Origin of the sequence: Dyella sp. (genome assembly GCF_035277725.1) — a bacterium.
In the GTDB taxonomy this organism is placed as follows: domain Bacteria; phylum Pseudomonadota; class Gammaproteobacteria; order Xanthomonadales; family Rhodanobacteraceae; genus Dyella_B.
In genome coordinates this window covers 1-19,668 of sequence record NZ_DATEJY010000215.1, presented here as the reverse complement: position 1 = coordinate 19,668, position 19,668 = coordinate 1, and the positions used below count along the sequence as shown (strand labels likewise).

The following is a 19,668-nucleotide window of genomic DNA, read 5'->3' as shown; positions in this document are numbered from 1 at the left end:
ATAGCCAACGCAGTGTGACGCACCGGCATCCTGTTCGACGCGGGCACAAACTTCTTAACGCTCATTAGGTGCTCCCCAGCAGCAAGAAAACAAATTGAGATAAACCGCCAACGAACGCCCCTGCCCGGCGCGGATCCCACTCCAGCCAGAGCACGAACGGACGGTTTTTCTTCCCCATCCCCGACAAATTGCATGGATCCGAAACGTGTTTGTTTAACGGACCTTTAGCACTCTGTTGTCCCGAAAATTAAGCCGTCCAATAACATAAAGTCAACGACAATTAATTACGGATGTAAGCAATATCTTGCGATTCGTAATATCTCGTACGTGCTTGCTGGCGAGTTTGCCGTCTATTCGCAAAATTCAAATTAAAATTGTCAGCCAATCGTAAGTTTGACATCGCAGTACGCAAAGAAAAACGAGAGGATCACTCCCCCGGCTCGTCCTCAAAACGCAGATGCTTAACACTCCGCCCATTCCGGCGCACCAGCTTCAAAGCCTCAATACCGACCCGAATGTGGGCCTCTACATACTGCGTCGTAACACTGCGATCACTTAGCTCAGTCTTCACCCCTTCCGGAATCATCGGCTGATCGGAGACCAGCAACAGCGCGCCACAAGGGATGTGGTTGGCGAAGCCGGCGGCAAAGATGGTGGCCGTTTCCATATCCACCGCCATGCAGCGTGTGCGGCGCAGGTATTCCTTGAAGGTTTCGTCGTGCTCCCACACGCGGCGGTTGGTGGTGTAGACCGTACCGGTCCAGTAGTCGTGGCCAAGGTCGCGGATCATGGTGGAAACGCCGCGCTGCAATTGGAATGCCGGTAATGCCGGCACCTCCGGCGGCAGATAATCATTGCTGGTGCCTTCGCCGCGAATGGCGGCAATCGGCAACACCAGATCACCTAGCTGATTCTTCTTTTTTACGCCGCCGCATTTACCGAGAAACAACACAGCACTGGGGTGGATCGCGCCCAGCAAGTCCATCACAGTGGCGGCGTTAGGGCTGCCCATGCCGAAGTTGATGAGGGTGATGCCATCAGCGGTTGCGCTGGGCATCGGCCGATCGCGTCCTTGTACTTCTACGCCGTGCCATTGTGCGAACAGGTCAACGTAATGGCCGAAGTTGGTCAACAGGATATGGCGGCCGAATTGTTCGAGCGGCACGCCGGTATAACGCGGCAGCCAGTTGGTGACGATCTCGTGTTTGGTTTTCATAAGAAGTCGTAGTCAAGCACGGCGCACTTCGCCATGCGTTACCGGCGACGCCACGCCGGCAGAGTGCCAAATCTCAAGTACCACCCATCTTAGAGCGTATAGGAACGTCCGTGTACGCAACCTCTCGCAAAAGAACAACGATCGGGCTCTCTCGATGCCCGATGCATGCCGTTAGAGCACCGATTGCTTCATCAGCGCCTGGCGTAAAGGCTCCAGTTGCTGCGCATAGCGCCGCCACTGCCCAAGACCACGGCGATGGACCGGTTCGCGAATCTGAGCACTGCTTGGGGTCGCCACTGGCGCTTCATTAAGTTCGGGGTGGACGCAGTTGTCCTCAACGTCCAAGCCGCAATAACCCAATATATGGCGCATGGTATCTGCCGACTCGGTCACCAGCATCGAGTAAGAAACATCGAACATCGCATCAGGCATGGTGTTGCGCCATTGCTCGGCCAGCCGCGCATATTGTGCGTAATAATGCGCCAATGCTTGCATGTCGTAGCAGTACGGCGACGCACTGCCGAACATGATTTTGAAGTTGGAATAGCAGACATCCATGGGATCACGCACCAAATGCAAGATCGGCGCAGTCGGCAACGCACAACGGATGAATGGAACCATCCGCACGTTGATAGGCAGTTTGTCGATGTAGAACCGCCGTCCCTGGGCGCGCCATTGCGTCTGTTTCAGATACCGTGCCCCAACCTCTGCATAGTCGATCTGCGCGGCGTGCTCCAGGATTTTCATCAGACTCCGCGTGCCATTAGGCGCCACGTCCGCCACCCAATGAAGTTGGCGCTGAAAATCATTGATCTCACCAGCCGATACCACCTGGGAGTGCGCCGACAACATATGGTCGAGCAAAGTAGTTCCCGAACGCGGCATACCCACGATGAAAATCGGCGTAGGACCTTCATGACTTGGTCTGTCGACTGGAGGGCGCGCATCAAGATGCTGTGAAGCCGCGATAAGCGCGTCCGTTACCGCAGTCTCCTCAGCTGCATCGTAAGGATGGATCGCATGCATCCGCGCGTTGCTACTCGCAAGCGCGTGCCATGCCTCATCGTCGCGCCCGAGATCATCCAGTATTTTATAGACAGCTGATTCAAATTCGGCGCGAACAAACTGATTTCTTGCCTCGGCAACACGATCAGGCAGCGCCGCCAGTCGCTGCCGCAGGAAATCCAGATGGTTGGCCTTCATGGTCTGCTTGCGCAGGTTGGCCAGTATTACTGCGGCATCTCCGTAGTGCGGCCAACGGCGGAGACAATCCAGCAGTAGTTGTTCGGACTTTGCGATATTTCCCATGAACTGCAGAAGCATGCCATAGAGGTAATGCTCATTTGGCGCCTCGATACCCATCGCCGCTGCACGATCCATGTGTTTTAGGGCGGCAGGAATCTCACCAAGCATCCAGCGCAAATGGGCCTGTTCTACCAACACCTCAGCAGGCGGGTCCGGTGCTCGCTCAAGATGGCTCAGGCATGCACGCGCCCCCACAACCTCGCCATTGAGCGAAAGGCACCATGCCAGCTGCGCAATCAGCGGTGCATGGTTGGGCAGCATGGGAATGGCTTGCAACAGGTGCCCGGTCGCCTCACGCATCCGTCCACGCCGCAGGATGACGTTGGCCAGTTCGATGCGGATACGCACATCTCGCGGCGCCAGCCTTACCAATGCTTCCAACACTGCCTGAGCTTCTTCCCATTGCTCCGCCTCGATGCGCTGCATAGCGCGTTCACGAAGCTGCATCTCGGTCATCGAAGCGCCATATGTATTCATGAAGAAACCAGCATCAAGCAATCATTCGTCGCAAAGGCTCAAGCTGTGCTGCGTAACGCTGCCACTCACCAAGGCTGCGGGCATGGATCGGTTCACGCACCTGGGAGCTGCTCGGCGTCGCAACAGGTGCTTCATTCTGTTCTGGAAGAAGACATTCCCGTTCCCATGGCAATTCACAATATGCCAGAACTTTACGTAACGTCGATTCGGTATCGAGCACCAATTCAGCATAAGACACGTCGAGCATGGCATCCGGCATCAACTCATGCCAATGTCTTGCCAGCCGGGCATACTCTCCGTAATAGTGCGCAAGCGATGACATGTCATAGCTGTACGCTGAGACGTGGCCAAGCATCGCCTTGAGATTGGAAAAGCACACATCCATAGGATCGCGCACCAGGTGCAAGATCGGCGCCTGAGGCAGCGCACGACGGATGAATGGCACCATTCTGACGTTGATGGGCAACTTATCGAGATAGAACCGCTTGCCTTGAGCACGCCATTGCGTTTGCGCAAGATAACGCTGGCCGAGTTCCGCAAAATCAATGTGCTCACTGCGACGAAATACTTCGAGCATGCTGGGAATACCACCTGGTGGTACATCCGTCACCCAGCGCAACTGGCGGCGAAAATCGTTGATCTCGCCAGCGGAGGTCACCTGCGAATGGCTAGACAGCATACGATCGAGCAAAGTCGTCCCCGACCGCGGCATGCCTACAATAAAAATCGGCGTGGGACCGGCAACGCCACCCATTGGGGCACCTTGCTTGCCCTCTATCACTTCACTGATACGAATCAACGCATCCGTAACAGCAGCCTCTCCGGATTCATCGTAGGGGCTGATGGAGCGCATCAACGCATTGCTGCGACAGAGTGCTTGCCATGCTTCATCGTAGTGACCAAGGTCGTCCAGCTCCTTGAACAAGGCAGATTCGAATCCAGCACGCGCCAACCGCCTATCCGCTGATTGGCTATCAATAGGAATGCCATTCGACAGTAACCTTAGCGTGTCGACATGATTGGCTTCCGGCTTTTGCGCGCGCAAGTTGGCCAATGCCACCGCTGCATCTCCAAAACGTGGCCAACGGCGCAAACAGCCAGCCAGCACTGCCCCGGCCTGCTCGATCTTTCCCGTGAACTGCAGCAGCATGGCGTACAAGTAATGCTGGTTTGGTCCATCAACGCCTACTGCCATAGCGCGCTCCATAAGCACCATCGCGCCAGGTATCTCGCCAAGCATCCAGCGCAATTGCGCTTGCTCCGCCAACAGTGGAGCACTCTCGGTGGATAAGCTGCCGATACGATCGAGACACTGGCGTGCCGCCACGATTTCGCCACCGAAAAACAAACGCCGCACCATTTCGATCAGCAAGGATGCTTCATTCGTGAGCACCGGCATGGCGTCCAACAATTGCTGCGTGTACTCACGCAGGCCACCACGCTGCAGGATCAGATTGGCCAACCCTATACGCGCATGCGGTTCATCGGGCTTCAGTTCTATAAGTTTGCGAAAGCCCTCTTCGGCGGCTTGCCACTGTTGAGATTGCAGATGACCCTGTATCTGGCGGCGGAGCTGGTCAGGGAGCAATGTAGATTCCGATGTTTTCATGACGACCATGCTCAAATCTCGACAATGTCAGCACCATAGCCTTCAAGTAGCGCCCTAAGCGGCTCCAATTGTGCAGTGTAGTGCTGCCATTGCCCGATGGCGCGGGTATGAATCCCTTCACGCACTTGGAGGCTGCTTGGTGTCGCCACCGGTGCGCTATTGCGCTCCGGATGAAGGCAACTTTGTTCAATGGTCAAGCCACAGTAGTCGAGCACCCGTTTCAAGCTTGCTTCAGGGGCGGTGACGAGTTCGGCATAGGAAACGTCGAGCATGGCGCCTGGCATCAGGTTATGCCAATGACTGACTAACCGGCGGTAAAGACCATAATAATGCGCCAGACTTTGCAGGTCATAACTGTACGCAGATACATTGCCGAACATGGCCTTGAAATTGGAAAAGCACACATCCATCGGATCTCGCACCATGTGCAGAATCCGTGCATGCGGCAAGGCTCTGCGAATAAACGGTACGATCTGGATATTGCCCGGCAATTTGTCGATGTAATACGGCCGACCATGCGCGCGCCATTGTGTCTGCTCGAGGTAACGCGCACCAAGTTCCGCGAAGTCAATTTTGCGGCTGCGCCGGATCGCCTCCAGCATGCCCGGCACGCCGGCCGGCACCACGTCGGCCACCCAATGCAGCTGACGTAGTGCATCATTGATTTCACCGGCGGAACTGACTTGAGAGTGACTCGAGAGCATGCGGTCGAGCAAGGTGGTGCCCGAGCGAGGCATCCCGACGATAAAGATGGGAATAGGACCTTCGAAGCGCTGCGCGCCCACGGAGCTGATTTTGCCGAAATGCCTGCAGGCGTCAATCAACGCCTCGGTGACGGCCACCTCTCCTGCACCATCATACGGATTGAGTTCATGCATGAGTGAATTGCTATGCGCCAGTGCCTGCCATGCCGCCTCATGCTGGCCTAGATCATCGAGCTCCTTGAATAGGGCTGCAGCGAATTCTGCCCGCACAAAACGAACTTCCCGATTCGCGCTATTAGCTGGAAAGCGCTCGAGTTGTTGCCTCAGAATATCCAGGTGCTGCGTAGCCGGTGTTTGCCTGCGCAGGCTCGATAGTGAAACCGCGGCGCTGCCAAATCCTGGCCAACGGCGCAGACACATGTCCAATACTTGGCCGGCATGCTCGACATCACCAGAGAACTGCAGCAGCATGGCGTGAAAATGATGCTCACCCGGATAGTCAACGCCGGCAGCCAAGGCGCGCTCCAGCAATGCGCGCGCCCTTTCAAATTCTCCAAGATTCCAGCGCAAATGTGCTTGCACAAGGAGCACATCAGCTGATGGTTCCGACCCGCTCTCAAAACGATCAAGACACGCGCGCGCTGCTGTAATTTCACCACTGAAGCAAAGGCGCTGCACCAACTGTATGGTCAATTGGGCGTCTGCGGTGGGAATCTTTGCGGCCTGCACCAATTGCTCGCCTTGCGCCCTCATCAACCCCTGCCGCAACATGACTCGGCCAAGCTCCATACGTGTTGCAACGTCATCAGGCTGGCGTTCCAGCAACGATTCCAAAGCCGCCTGCGCAGGCAACCATTGTTGCGCCTGAATGTGTCGCTGCGCCCGCGCGCGCAACTCGCCTGCGGCAGTAGATGAATTCTGCGAAGTCATAGGCACAGCTTAGCTCGTTGCCACGCTGGAAAGCATTTTTGTGTATATGCACACATAACAAAAAACCACCGGCCTGGAAGGCCGGTGGTTCGTAGTGACTACAAATAACTACTTGTTATCAGTAGTCGTAGGTTGCGGACAGGCGCACGTAACGCGGGGTTTCAAAGTAGATACCCTGCAGGAATGCGTTATTGATCAAGTGATCGCCCGACTCGCCAACCGGATTCGTCTGCAACGGCTTCTGCTCATTGAGGATGTTGAACACGTCCAAATTGAGCGACAGCTTATGTTGAGCAAACGACGGGTAGTAGTGCACGCCAACGTTGTATTGATGGGTCCACGGCGTGTGCTTGAAGCCAGGCGACACGATCTGGCCGCCGCACCAGTGGTAGTTGCCGTTGCCGCCGCTGTTATAGCCGGTGGGATCGCCGCTGCCATCCGTACCGTAATAGCCCAGGCACTCCTCCGGAGCACCGGACTGGATCATGGCGGTGCCAGAAACCAACCATTCTGGCGTGATGGCATAGGCACCACGGAAGCGCGCCTGATGACGACGCACGTTCAGCAGTTCACCATCCTGACCCTGCATGAGCTGCCAGGAATCCCAGTCTTCCGTCTTGGATACGTCGCCCTGACCAAAGTCAGAACGCACCTGGCCCTCGGTATTGCCGCGGCCAACGTTGAACTCGTAGTCCACGCGTGCCGTCCACTTGCCATCCCATGGATGATCCAGATACAGATCCAGCGAACCGTATGTGCGGCGCGCGCCATGCGTATAGCCCCAATCCTTCTGACTCATCGGCACGATCGTGTATTGGCCAGTGCTCGAGCTGAGGACACGGATATCGTTGGTCTGACCCGGGTTGATCAAACGGCAGTAGGCAGCGCCGTACAACGAGTCATAGTAATCGGCAACGTTATAGCCAAGCTTGGTCATCTTCTTGGCGATCTGGCTCGGTGAGCACTCGTCGTCAATGGCTGACTTCAGATCGCGCCATGTTGCCTTGGCACCATAGACCCACTTTTCGTTCAACTGCTTGTCGAAGCCGAGGATGTACTCATCCAAATATTCCGGCTTCAGATTGGTTGCCGTGACCTGTTTGGGATCCTTCGGCGCACCAAATTCACCGTCTGGCGACTGCAACTTGCCGGTGATCGGTGTCGGGTTCTGCGGCGTGCCATCCGGATTCACACCCGTGTAGTAGTACTGAATATAGGTGTACGTCGAGGAGTTGGCCGCACGTTCGGCTGCGTTGTCTGGCAGTGCAAGGTAGTAGCGACCCGCATTGGCGTAAATCTTGAAGCTGGAGTCGCCATTCACGTCCCAACTCACACCCAGGCGTGGCTCCCACTGGTTCACTTCGTTGACGAACGGAGTGCCCTGGTTGTTGTAGTTGGTGAAGTGTTCATTACGAATGCCGACGTTCAACTGCACATTCTGCGCCACCTGCCAAGCGTCCTGCAGATAGTAGGCCTTCTGCGAGGTGGACATGGTGGTCTGGAACGTTTCTACATATTTGCGAACGGTGTAGTTGCGCGTGCCATCGGCATTGACCGATTGCTGGTAACGCCAGAAATAACCCGGACCCGTGGTCACCAATCCTTGGTTGACGCCCGAGTAGTGCATGTTGTCGATACCCACGGCCAATTCGTGGTCAGCGAGCTTGTAGGTAAAGTCGACGCGCAAACCGTGCGTTGCATTGTAAGCATCTTCGCCCTGGTTCACGGTCCTGGCGATGTTGCTGTTGATGATGCCGTTATTGCCGGCAGGATTCGTGGCCGACGGCCCAATGCAATTGACGAAGCACTGGTTTTGCGGATTGACGATGTACGGCAACGGGCTGCCGCTGCTGATGAGCGTCGGGTCTTCGAATCTGGCCTTACCGTACAGCACGCTCAACGTAGCGTTGTCGCCGTAATAACCCGTGTATTGCCCGATGTAGAACTTGGAATTGTCCTTCACCGCCAGATCCGGCCCGAGCAACGAACCCTTTTGCAACGTGTTGTAGTTGAAGTTGTAAGTATTGCCGCGACCGTCGGTTTCGTTGTTCTGCAACCCGGTAAATTCGAAGGTATTGCTCTCGTTGAGGTTCCAATCGAGTTTTGCGTAATACTTGCTTTCTTTATCGCGGTAATCGTCGACGGTCCTCGAAACAGCCGCATTCCCCGTGCTGGGATTGGTGGAGGCCAACGTGCTGGAGACGAACTGGTTCTGGGTATTGGTCGTTTCCGCCGCCACGAACAAATACAGCCTGTCCTTGATCAACGGACCGCCTGCATAAGCCGAGTAAACGGTTTGCCACTGCTTATCCGGGCGGCGATACCAGGCCAGCGTGCCCGGGAAATTCGGGTTGTTGTACTGATAGGGCAAACCACCCGTCGGCGCTGGAATCGCCGGATAGCCGTAATAGACGTTGTCAGAAGAGGCGCGAGCAAAAGCAGGCTGCCACACAACCTGGGCACCAAAATGCCATTCGTTCGTGCCGCGCTTACCGATCTGATTGATCACGCCGCCGTCTGAACGGCCGTACTTGGCGCTATAGCCGCCTGTGAGCGTTTGCTGCTGATCAATGGCGCCGTACGGCAGCGCGAAGCCGCCAATGTTTTTATACGGTTCGCCAGTGTTGTAACCGTTGACGTAGTAGGCGTTTTCGGAAACGGACGAACCGCCGAATGACACGGCATTACCGAAGAAGCCACTACCTGCGGTGGTGTTAGGAGCAAGGAGCGCGATGGATTCGGCGTTGCGCCCCACCGGCAACTGCTGCAGATCGCGAGAGGTAATGATGGTGCTGGAGTTGACGCTGGTGACGTCGATCGGTGGCAGGGCGTTAGCGACTACCTGAATTGCTCCCAGATTCTTCGTTTCTGCGGTACCCGCGTTTTCACTGACGAAGGGCACGGAAGTGCCGCCACCGGCATTGACCGATACGTTATCGCGGGTGGCAACGACCTTGTCCCCATTCATCAACGTGACACTGTACTTGCCCACAGGCAGGTTGCCAGCGTTGAACTTACCGCTGCTATCCACCGAAACGACGCGAGCCGCGCCGCCGCTGAGGCTGATGACCTTTACCGTTTCACCAGCGGCTACGGGCGCGGTACCAAAAATGCTACCGGTCGTTGCCTGGCCGTAGGCCACACCGGTGAGTCCAAGACTGATTGCAAGAGCCGCAGCAAGAGCGTGACGGCGGGGGTTGCCCGCGCCAATCATGTGACGCTTACTCATTATTAAAAATCTCCCCATAAGGCCTTTTGGGCCAAAACAACGACTTGCACGGATTGCCCCGTGCAACCCCAGTCAAACCGGGACATCACTACCGATCCGCCAGAAAAGCCCCTTATGCCTCTGCCGGCAAATCCCCCTAGTGCTACGCGATCCAAACTGATTGCGAACCGCGCTAGATGTCCCCGCTTTGGCAGGAAATTACGCTACCGCTCTTGGGAGTGTCAACAATTTCTTAGCAATAAAGGCAAGATTTTGCGCAACGCAACAAGCCAAACTGCCGAGCAGGCTTCACCGCTAACCCATTGATAAGTGTGAAAAGCTCGCAATAAACCTGAACAATCATGTCGAATAGCTGACGAGGAACGTATATTTTTGACAGGCGCATCAATCTCTTGGCCGCAAATGATCACGCTGTCCGCAAGAACGGTTCCGAAGCACTCTTTTGCTGGGAAGGCCCTCGACTTCGCTCTTGTTTGAATCGGCTTCCATGGCAACCGGGGTTAGTCGGATTCGTGTGGATATCTCGCAGTACCTCAGTCGCTAACGCAAACAAGCCGAGCCATAACCTTGGCGCACCGCGACGGGCTCCATTGCGACTGTCATGTTATGTTCGCGCCGCACATTGATGACTGGGGTGTTGGCACATGCGCATGGGCTTGGCTATCGATGCATCCTGCGATTTGCCGCAGGAGTTTTTGCAGCAGCACGACATTGCCATCATGCCTATCGCGGTGCGCATCGACGATTCCATCTTCAAGGACAATCGCGATCCGGCCGAAATCCAGCGCTTTTTCGATCTCAAGCTAGGCAGCCGCAGCCACTCGGCGGAGACCGAACCGTGCTCGGTCGAGGACGTGCAGAAGCTGTTCCTGGATAAGCTGGTGCTGGAAAAGGATTGTGTGTTCTGCCTCACCATCACGCCATCGCGCAGCCCGATCTACGACAACGTGGTCAAGGCCAGCTTTGCGGTGTTGAAGAACTACCGCAGGGTGCGCGAACCGCTCGGCATCACCGGCCCGTTCCTGATGCGCGTGCTGGATACGCGCAGTCTGTTCGCCGGTTCCGCGCCGAGCATCGTCGAGGCCGTGCGCCTGATGCAGGCGAATGAAACGCCGGCGGCGATCCGCGAGCGGCTGGCGTACATCGCCGAGAACTCCTACGGCTACATGCTGCCGCGCGACCTGTATTACCTGCGCGCCCGCGCCAAGAAAAAGGGCGACCGCAGCGTAGGCCTGTTCAGTGCCGTGCTGGGTTCCACGTTAGATATCAAGCCGCTGATCCGCGCCTATCGCGGTGACACCACGCCGGTCGGCAAGGTGCGCGGATGGGAGCATGGCTGCGAAACCTTGTTCGGCTATGCCGCCGACCGCGTGCGCGCCGGCCTGCTGGTGCCGGCGATGTGCACTGCCTACGGCGGCGACCTCAGCGAACTGCCCAAGCTGCCGGGCTTCGACAAGCTGGCGCAGGCGTGCGCGGAATGCGGCGTCACCCTGATGCAGGCGCCGATGAGCATCACCGGCATGGTCAACGTCGGCGAAGGCGCGGTGACGATCGGCTTTGCCGCGGAAGAACATCAGGTCGACTTCTGATTTCGCGCTCAGATGCGTTGCTGAGCAAACCTTGCACAATGTCGTGCAAGTGCTTGTCGTCCAAGCCTCGTGAAGACTTGTCCACAGGGTTGCCACCAAGGTTTCCCCAATCGCTGTGGAAAAGTGTGTCTAACCATTCGTTGGCTGGGATGAAATCCCAGCATTGCCATGCCCCTGCTGGGATTGTCATCCCAGCCTACGCGAGCTACGCAGGCCGGTGGTCAAAACCCGTAATTGAGAAACCCGCCATCCACCGCCAGCACCTGCCCGGTGACGTAGCTCGCCGCCGGCAGGCAAAGAAACGCAATGGCCGCCGCCACTTCCTCCGGTTCGCCGATGCGCCTGAGCGGCGTGCGGTCCAGCACTTCATCCAGATAATCGGCATCGGCCAAGGCAGGCTCCGAACGCTGCGTGCGGATGTACCAGGGCGCCACCGCGTTGACGCGAATGCCATCTACCGCCCACTCGGCGGCCAGGTTGCGCGTCAGTTGATGCAACGCCGCCTTGCTCATGCCATAGGGCGAACCCGTGCGCACGTGCGTCGTGCCGGAAACCGAACCGACGTTCACGATCGCCGCGTGCGCATGCTGGATCAGGTGCGGATGCGCAAGGCGGCACATCTCGTAGGCTGAAAACAGATTCTGCTCGAAGATGGCACGGTACTCGGCCTCTTCGTAATCGAGCGTGGCCTTCGGGCTGTTCCCGCCGGCGTTGTTGACGAGCAGCGACACCGGCGATTCCAAGTCGGCAATCCAATCGAACACGGCCAGGCGGTCTTCCGCCACGCTCACGTCGGCGGCGAACGCCAGCACCTCGATGCCGGGAAAATCGTCCGTCAACTCCACGCGCACCTGTTCCAGGTAATCGTCGTCGCGCGCCACCAGCAGCAGGTCGGCGCCCAATCCGGCCAGCTCGCGCGCGGTGGCGTAGCCGATGCCCTTGCTCGCGCCAGTGATGAGCACGGTGTGATCTTGCAGTTGCCAGGCGTCGATGCGGCTGTTCATGCGATGCAGCTTACATGAACGGCGTCGCTTGTCCGAAGCGTCCGCGCGCAGGACACTGTATCCACGTTGATCGAGGTCACCTCATGAAAACCGCCACCACCCTGCTCTGCCTGCTGGCCCTGAGCGCCTGCAGCGGCAAGCCACCCGCGCCGCAGTCCGATCCCAAGGCCGCCTCCGCGCAGCCCAGCGCGCCGTGGGATGCGATGAAGCAGGACGAACAGCGCGCCAAGGACGTACAGAAGGTCGTCAACCAGCACGCCGCCGATCAAGACAAGCAGATCGAGCAGCAGACGCAATAGGCACTCTCCTGCATTCAGCCGTCTGGACGTCCGTACGCCCATCGCTTGCCATCACCGCCTGTTGCAGGCAAGGTTCGGGCATGAGTCCCGATACCACCCATTTCGATGCCATCCCCCTGCTGGATATCCATGAAGCCAGCGTGCTGCGCGGCGAACGCCTGATCCTGGACCGCCTGAGCCTGCGGCTTGCCGCCGGCCAGCACACCGCCATTCTCGGCGCCAACGGTTCGGGCAAATCCACCTTGATCCGCCTGATCGCGCGGCAGATCTATCCGCTTGCGCGCGAAGATGGCACGCCAACCATCCGTGTGTTCGGCCGCGACCGCTGGAACGTGGTCGAGTTGCGCAGCCTGATCGGCATCGTCTCGCCCGCCGTGCAAGGCGACTACACCAACGAGGATGCACCGCTGGAGGTTTTCGATGCGGTCGTCTCTAGCTTCTTCGCCGCACGCGGGCTGTGGGTAAATCACGAAGTCACCGAAGCCATGCGCCAGCGTGCGCTGGAAGCGCTGGCACAGGTGCAAGCCACTCACCTTATCGGCCGCGAGATGGCCAGTCTTTCCACCGGCGAAGCACGTCGCGTCTTGATTGCACGCGCCCTGGTGCACAAACCGCGTGCGCTATTGCTGGACGAACCTTGCACAGGGCTTGATCCCGCCAGCCGGCGGCGCTTTCTCGAAACCCTGCGGCAGCTTGCCCAGCAAGGCGTGACTCTGTTGCTGGTGACGCATCATGTGGAAGAAATCCTGCCGGAGATCGAGCACGTGGTGCTGCTGCGCGAAGGACAACTGTTGCGCAAAGGCAGCAAGGACAGCGTGCTGACCAGCGACGCGCTGACGGAAGCGTTCGGCATGCCTATGCGTGTAGCAAGACAGGGTGAGTATTACCAAGCGAGCGTCATGTAGGCTGGGGTGAAAATCCCGACATCGCCACGCATGTATTCCCTCAATAGGTCGCCATTCCCCCGAAAGCGGGAATGACGGCCATTGACGTTATGCACATGCATTGCTCTCGCGTGCAGACCCTAATGTCCACTTCAAATTGACACCAAGCGTGCCGAGCAGGATCAGCACCAACCCGAGCATTTGCAAGACGACCAAGCGATGCCCGTATAGCACGTAATCAAGCAGCAACGTCATCAGCGGATACACGAACGCCATCACCGCAATCGTCACCACCGGCAGGCGTGGGTATGACGAGTAAAACAGCACATACACAATACCGCTGTGGATCACGCCCAATCCCGCCAGCCACAACCAGTGCGTACCCCAGTGCAGCACCGAAGCACTGGAAAACCATCCGAGCATCAGCACGCCTACCCAGCACTGGATCATCGCCAAGGCAAACGGGCGTTGCTTGCCGATCTGGCGCGACATCAGCAACGAGGTGCCGCATAGCAAGGCCGCCAGGAACGCCAGCGCGATGCCCACCAGATAGGAAGTGTCGACGTTGTGCCACATCCGCACCGGATCGGCGGCACAGGCTACGCCGACAAAACCCACCAAGGTCCACATCAGATCCATCGGCCGCGTGCGCTCACCTTGCACCAGCGCCGCGAGCAGCAACATTACAAACGGAAAGAAGTGATACACCATCGTCGCCACACCGATCGACGAACGCGCCATGCCGGCAAACAGGCATACCCAGTTCAACACCAGCAACACGCCACTGAGGATCGCGCCACGGATCAACGCCCGATCCTGCAGCAATCCCTGCAGATGGCCACGTGCCAGGCCCCATATCAGCAAGAACAGGCCGCCGAAAAGGCAGCGATAGAACACGGCGGTCATCGCGTCCTGGCCGCTTTCGTGCACGAAGACCCCGACGGAGCTGATCAGGATTTCCGCAAAGAAAAGGCTGGCTAGCGCCGTGCGGCTGTCACGCGAGATGGAGGTGTCTGGCATACCCTCAAAGTAAGAAGTTCTGCACGACCAGTACAGATTCAGATAAGATCAATTTCGACCAGTACAGTTCGAGCAAGCCATGCTGCTCTACGAACACCTCGCCAGCCAATTGCGCGCGCAAATCGCCCAAGGCGCCCTGCGCGCCGGCGAGCGCCTGCCCTCCATCCGCCAGCTGGCACACAACCACGGTGTAAGCATCGCCACCGCCGTACAGGCTTGCCTGCAACTGGAACGCGAGGGGCTGGCGCAAGCACGGCCACGCTCCGGCTACTTCGTGCGCGCCGCCGTACCTCTCCCGCCCGCCGCACGCCCGTCGCGTCGGCACACACCGGGCGCCGTCAGCAACCCGATGCTGCAGGATGTACTGGACATGCTTGCACGCGGCGATCTGCTGCCGCTGCACAGCGCGACGCCATCGCCTGCGCTGCTTCCGCAAGCAGCACTCACCGCATCGCTATCACGCTGCCTGCGTCGTGCGCCAGGCGCGGCCCTGGATTACGCACCACCGCAGGGCCATCTCACCCTGCGCAGGCTGATCGCGCGGCGTTACGCCCAAGTGGGCGTGACCGTTTCGCCGGAAGAGATCGTCATCACGGCAGGCGCCATGGAAGCGATCAGCCTGGCCTTGCGTACGCTCACCCAGGCCGGTGATGTCGTGCTGGTGGAATCACCCACCTATCACGGCATTCTGCAAGCTGTGTCCGCCTTGAAGCTCAAAGTGCTGGAAGTGCCCAACCTTCCCGACCGCGGCATTGACGTGGCTCGTCTGGAACAACTGCTGCAGCAAAACGAAGTCCGTGCCGCGGTGCTGGTACCCAATTTCAACAATCCGCTCGGCAGCCTCACCAGCGACCACGACAAGCAGGCCTTGCTAAAGAGTTGCGCACGCCACAAAACCGTTGTCATCGAAGACGATATCTACGGCGAACTGGCCTGGTCCGGACAACGACCTTCGCCGCTACGGCGCTGGGATCTGCACGGCAATGTGATCACGTGCGGTTCGTATTCCAAGATCCTCGCACCTGGCTTGCGCATCGGCTGGGTGGTAGGTGGTGACTGGAGCGACGCGCTATTGCGCACCAAATATTTCTCCACCGTAGGCAGCGCCAGCCTGCCGCAACTTGCTTTGGTCGACTATCTGCAGCGTCACGACCTGCAACGCCACTTGCGTCAGCTTTGCCGGGCACTGGCCGATAACATGCAGCGCATGCACCAAGCCGTGGCACGCGATTGGCCCGCATCAACACGTGCATGCACACCGCAAGGCGGTCTTTCGCTATGGCTGCAACTGCCCGGCATGGATGCGCAGGCGCTGTTCGATGCCGCGTTGCACGCGGGCATCGGCACCGCGCCCGGCGCGTTGTTTTCCAGCCGCGGCGAGTATGCCGATTGCCTGCGCCTGAGTTGCGGATTACCGTGGGACAAAGCGCTGGATCATGCATTGCGGCGGTTGGGCCAGCTGGCCGCCAAACATATCGGTTGAACCTCGCTCGCCCCCTCACCCACTGGAGTAACCACCATGCAGAAAGCGACCTTGCTTGCATTGCTACTCACGATACCTGCCTTCGCCTACGCGCAAGACGCCATCCGCTACAAACTGCCTAACAGCAATTTCCCCATTTCCGCAGCAGTGGAAATACCCGCAGGCAAATCGATCGTGTTTCTCAGCGGCATGGTGCCGCCGGTGATCGATGCCAAAGCGCCGAAGGATTCCGTCGCCGCCTATGGTGATACCAAGACGCAGACTATCGGCGCACTCACCGCCATCCAGAAGCAACTGCAAAGCATGCATCTGGACATGGGCGACGTGGTGAAGATGCAGGTGTTCCTGGTCGGCGACGAAGCACACGGCGGACGGATGGATTTCGCCGGTTTCATGGCCGGGTATACGCAATTCTTCGGCACCAAGGAGCAACCCAAGCTGCCGGCGCGTTCGGCGATTCAGGTGGCGGGGTTGGCGAATCCGGGATTTCGCGTGGAGATTGAGGTGACGGCAGTGCGTCCTTGAGCCGAGACTGTAAGGATGTGTTGATCGCCGTACAGCCCAAACCCGTCATTCCAGCGAAAGCTGGAATCCAGTTAAACATGACGTGCGGAGCACACGACATAAAGGTTTTGAGTGCTTCGCACGGTGTATTTAACTGGATTCCAGCTTTCGCTGGAATGACGGGCGTTAGATCATTGCTTTATGCCGCATCGTCGCAAGGCACACGCACGCTTCGGCATTAATCTAGAAACACACAACCGCACGCTGAGAAAAACGCACCATGGGGCTCTATCCACTCTTCGCCGACCTGACCGGACTACCTGTGCTGGTGGTCGGCGGCGGCCACGTCGCGGAACGCAAGACGGCCATGCTGCTCTCGGCCGGTGCGCGCGTGCGTGTCGGCGCACCGGCACTGACGCCAGCGCTGTTGCAACAAGCCGAAGAAGGCAGGATCGATCACCTCGCCGGCAGCTTCCAGCCCGCATGGCTGGATGATGTCTGGCTGGTGATCGCCGCCACCGACGATCACGAACTGAATGCCGAGGTCGCCGCCAACGCCGAGCAGCGCCGCATTCTCGCCAATGTGGTGGACGCCCCGGCCCTTTCCCGTTTCCAGGTACCGGCGCTGGTGGATCGCACGCCATTGACCGTGGCCATTTCCACCGGCGGCGCCGCGCCCGTGATTGCCCGGCGCGTACGCGAAACACTGGAAACCGACCTCGATCACGCGCTCGGCCCGCTCACCGCGCTGGCGCAAAAATACCGCACACGCATCACGCAGCGTTGGCCGGACATGGCCGAACGCCGCGCGTTCTACGATTGGTTGCATGACGGACCCGTCATGGCACTACTACGCCATGCCAAGCCGGATGAAGCCGAACACGTCTTGCTGGATGCGTTGAATGCGCCGGCATCGCCTTCCACAAAAGGTTCCGTACTGCTGGTCGGCGCCGGTCCCGGCGATCCAGGCTTGCTCACCTTGCACGCATTGCGCGCGCTCAACCGCGCCGATGTCATTCTGCATGACTCACTAGTCAGCGAAGCCGTGCTCACGCTGGCGCGACGCGATGCAGAGCGCATCGACGTCGGCAAGCGCTGCGGCGGGCGCCATACCCAACAGGAACAGATTCATCAGCTATTGCTTGAACAGGCGCAAGCCGGCCGGGTGGTGGTGCGCTTGAAAGGCGGCGACCCGTTCGTCTTCGGACGCGGCGGCGAAGAGATGGCCTTCCTCCGCCAGCACGGCATCCCTTATGAAATCGTTCCCGGCGTCACCGCCGCTGTCGCCTGCGCCGCCTACGCGGGCATTCCGCTCACGCATCGCGACCATGCCCGCACCGTGCACCTGCTTACCGGCCACGGCAAGGAATCCATGGACGCGATGGACTGGCCGGCGCTGGCGCAGGATCACCAGACCATGGCCGTCTATATGGGCGTGGCGCGATTGGAGGAATTTACTCAGCGCCTGCTGGAACATGGCCGGCGACCGGATACGCCGTTTGCCATCATCGAGAACGGCACGCTGCCGCAGCAGCGGGTGATCAGCGGCCTGCTGCACGAATTGCCGGCGCGTGCCAAGGAACATGCCATTCATCCGCCGGCGCTGCTTGTCATTGGCGAAGTGGCAGCCTTGACGCATGATCACGCGTGGTTTGGTAGGTTGGGTTAGCGCAGCGTAACCCAACGATACCGCTCCTAACCGTTGGGTTACGCTGCGCTAATCCAACCTACGCGGAAGTGCCGCATGACCGACTCCGAACAACCTCTGCAAAACCGCCGTATTGCCATTCCGGAGTCGCGCGAGCTGGATCTGTTCGCTTCGCTGCTGGAACGCCGCGGCGCCACGGTGTTGCGCTGTCCGCTGGTGGATATCCGCGACACGCCCAATCCTGCGCCCGTACTCGATTGGCTGCATGTGTTCTGCGCAGGTGGCTGCGACGACTTGCTGCTGTTTACCGGCGAAGGCGTCCGTCGCCTGCTCAGCCTGATCGAACACCATGCTCCTGATCTGCGCGAGCCATTCATCAAGCAACTCGCCAACGTGCGCACCATCGCGCGCGGTCCCAAGCCCGGTCGCGTGCTACGCGAACTTGGTCTGAAGCCGACCCTGGTCGCTGATCCTGCCACCACGCCGGGCGTGATTGCGCTGCTGCAAACGCTCGATGTGAAGGGACGCCGCGTAGGCGTGCAGCTTTACGGCACAGAGCCGAATACGGCATTGATGAATTTTCTCGCAACGGCCGGTGCACAAGCGCTGCCGGTCTGGCCGTACGTGTACGCCGATGCAGCAGCAGATGCGGAAGTGCTGGCGCTGGTCGAGTCGATGCAGCAAGGCCGCGTGGATGCCATTGCCTTCACCAGCTTGCAGCAGGTGGAGCGGCTGTTTCGGCTAGTTGATAGCGAACGACTGAAACAGGCGCTGGCGCACACGCTGGTGGCAGCGATCGGCCCGGTGGTGGTGGATGCGTTGCGCGCACATGATGTGCAGGCGCAGGTCGTGCCGGAAGAAAGCTATTACCTGAAGCCCTTGACGCAAGCCTTGATCGACCGACTAACCCGGTAGGTTGGGGTGCGAACCCCAACGATCAGGATCTTTCGCCATGCCGCGTTACCACATCCGGCGCACAAGCCCAATCAGGTGACAGCAATCCCTGCCTGATATAGCGATGTATGGACGAATACGGCCAATCGCTGGCACGCGTCACGTATCCATGCTTGACTGGATTGATATGGACATAATCGACGTGGCGCGCCAAGTCGTTTTCATCGCTAATGAGATGTTCCCAGAATCGGCGTTGCCAGATACCACGTTCGCCTTTTCTCCGCCGAGAGGCAGCAATGGTTTCGCGCCGTTCGATTGCCCATGAGAAGCGTTGCTTGATCAACATCCAGCGCTTGGGAAAGTCGGCATCATACTCGGGCATGCGCCAGATGGCGTGCATGTGCTCGGGCATGACGGACCAGGCGAAAATATCGAATGGATGACTTTGCTTGACCGTTCTTACGGCGTCACGCAGGAAGTCAATATGCTCGACCAGCAGATGGCTTGCGCGATTGGCAAGGTTGACGGTGAAGAAATAGGTTCCACCGGGAACGTTCGCTCGTCGGTAGTGCACGATATGCTCAAGGGTTTGTTTGGCCTGCCTTTCAGTCTACGTAGTCACGTGAAGGGGGGAAGCAGTCTAAGCCTTGGCGCATTGTCGGCGGTGCGCGCTCTTGTTTGGGGTTGTTGGGGTTCGCACCCCAACCTACAAAAAGCCGTAGCCACGCGCACGATTACGCATTCACTTCCGCCCGCACTTCCGCAATCAATTGCCGCAACTCCGGCACGCACGAACCGCAATTGCCGCCCGCGCGCAGGCGCGAGGTAATCTGCGCCGGTGTTTCCAGACCATGCGTGCGAATCGCCTCGCAA

At 58.7% G+C, this 19,668-nt stretch carries 16 protein-coding genes; 7 read left to right on the top strand and 9 right to left on the bottom strand.

The window, feature by feature from the left end:
• Positions 1–427 precede the first annotated feature (427 nt).
• The 5 genes from VJR68_RS18025 to VJR68_RS18005 all read right to left on the bottom strand — a co-directional run bounded on the left by VJR68_RS18025 (position 428) and on the right by VJR68_RS18005 (position 9,470).
• Positions 428–1,216: an AMP nucleosidase gene (locus VJR68_RS18025; protein ID WP_324149952.1), complete on the bottom strand. Its 789-nt coding sequence runs from the start codon at positions 1,214–1,216 to the stop codon at positions 428–430.
• A gap of 171 nt (positions 1,217–1,387) precedes the next feature.
• On the bottom strand, positions 1,388–2,977 hold the full coding sequence (locus tag VJR68_RS18020) for a tetratricopeptide repeat-containing sulfotransferase family protein (protein ID WP_324149950.1): 1,590 nt from the start codon (positions 2,975–2,977) through the stop codon (positions 1,388–1,390).
• Positions 2,978–3,011: 34 nt separating this feature from the next.
• The gene (locus tag VJR68_RS18015; protein ID WP_324149948.1) at positions 3,012–4,607 is read right to left on the bottom strand and encodes a sulfotransferase; all 1,596 of its coding nucleotides are present in this window, start codon (positions 4,605–4,607) and stop codon (positions 3,012–3,014) included.
• 11 nt (positions 4,608–4,618) lie between these two features.
• Complete coding sequence (locus VJR68_RS18010; RefSeq protein WP_324149947.1) at positions 4,619–6,241, bottom strand: tetratricopeptide repeat-containing sulfotransferase family protein; 1,623 nt, start codon at positions 6,239–6,241, stop codon at positions 4,619–4,621.
• A 118-nt stretch (positions 6,242–6,359) separates the two neighbouring features.
• Positions 6,360–9,470, bottom strand: a complete 3,111-nt coding sequence (locus VJR68_RS18005; protein WP_324149945.1) for a TonB-dependent receptor — start codon at positions 9,468–9,470, stop codon at positions 6,360–6,362.
• Between the two features lie 644 nt (positions 9,471–10,114).
• Here VJR68_RS18005 and VJR68_RS18000 point away from each other — a divergent pair.
• Positions 10,115–11,059 carry a DegV family protein gene (locus VJR68_RS18000; RefSeq protein WP_324149944.1) on the top strand — a complete coding sequence of 315 codons (945 nt, stop codon included), beginning with the start codon at positions 10,115–10,117 and terminating at the stop codon, positions 11,057–11,059.
• Positions 11,060–11,280: 221 nt separating this feature from the next.
• On the opposite strand, the gene VJR68_RS17995 is transcribed toward VJR68_RS18000, so the two are convergent.
• The gene (locus VJR68_RS17995) at positions 11,281–12,063 is read right to left on the bottom strand and encodes an SDR family oxidoreductase (RefSeq protein WP_324149943.1); all 783 of its coding nucleotides are present in this window, start codon (positions 12,061–12,063) and stop codon (positions 11,281–11,283) included.
• Positions 12,064–12,146: 83 nt separating this feature from the next.
• Between VJR68_RS17995 and VJR68_RS17990 the strand changes: the two genes are divergently transcribed.
• Both VJR68_RS17990 and VJR68_RS17985 read left to right on the top strand, forming a co-directional pair.
• Positions 12,147–12,362 carry a hypothetical protein gene (locus tag VJR68_RS17990; protein WP_324149941.1) on the top strand — a complete coding sequence of 72 codons (216 nt, stop codon included), beginning with the start codon at positions 12,147–12,149 and terminating at the stop codon, positions 12,360–12,362.
• 80 nt (positions 12,363–12,442) lie between these two features.
• On the top strand, positions 12,443–13,267 hold the full coding sequence (locus VJR68_RS17985) for an ABC transporter ATP-binding protein (protein ID WP_324149940.1): 825 nt from the start codon (positions 12,443–12,445) through the stop codon (positions 13,265–13,267).
• 87 nt (positions 13,268–13,354) lie between these two features.
• Here the strand turns inward: VJR68_RS17985 and VJR68_RS17980 are convergent, their stop codons facing one another.
• Positions 13,355–14,266: a DMT family transporter gene (locus tag VJR68_RS17980; protein WP_324149939.1), complete on the bottom strand. Its 912-nt coding sequence runs from the start codon at positions 14,264–14,266 to the stop codon at positions 13,355–13,357.
• A 79-nt stretch (positions 14,267–14,345) separates the two neighbouring features.
• On the opposite strand from VJR68_RS17980, the gene VJR68_RS17975 reads away from it, so the two are divergent.
• From VJR68_RS17975 to VJR68_RS17960, 4 genes are all read left to right on the top strand, one after another.
• Entirely contained in the window at positions 14,346–15,749 is a 1,404-nt protein-coding gene (locus tag VJR68_RS17975) for a PLP-dependent aminotransferase family protein (RefSeq protein WP_324149938.1), read from the top strand.
• Positions 15,750–15,785: 36 nt separating this feature from the next.
• The gene (locus tag VJR68_RS17970; protein WP_324149936.1) at positions 15,786–16,274 is read left to right on the top strand and encodes a RidA family protein; all 489 of its coding nucleotides are present in this window, start codon (positions 15,786–15,788) and stop codon (positions 16,272–16,274) included.
• Positions 16,275–16,533: 259 nt separating this feature from the next.
• Positions 16,534–17,922, top strand: coding sequence for a siroheme synthase CysG (gene cysG, locus VJR68_RS17965; RefSeq protein WP_324149934.1), 1,389 nt, complete (start codon positions 16,534–16,536; stop codon positions 17,920–17,922).
• A 75-nt stretch (positions 17,923–17,997) separates the two neighbouring features.
• Positions 17,998–18,816 (top strand): uroporphyrinogen-III synthase, encoded by an 819-nt coding sequence (locus tag VJR68_RS17960; protein ID WP_324149932.1) that lies wholly within the window; start codon positions 17,998–18,000, stop codon positions 18,814–18,816.
• Positions 18,817–18,838: 22 nt separating this feature from the next.
• Here the strand turns inward: VJR68_RS17960 and VJR68_RS17955 are convergent, their stop codons facing one another.
• Both VJR68_RS17955 and VJR68_RS22095 read right to left on the bottom strand, forming a co-directional pair.
• Complete coding sequence (locus VJR68_RS17955) at positions 18,839–19,369, bottom strand: REP-associated tyrosine transposase (protein ID WP_324149930.1); 531 nt, start codon at positions 19,367–19,369, stop codon at positions 18,839–18,841.
• Between the two features lie 160 nt (positions 19,370–19,529).
• A complete protein-coding gene (locus tag VJR68_RS22095) occupies positions 19,530–19,658 on the bottom strand; it encodes a (2Fe-2S)-binding protein (RefSeq protein ID WP_414647815.1) in 129 nt (42 codons plus the stop codon).
• Positions 19,659–19,668 lie beyond the last annotated feature (10 nt).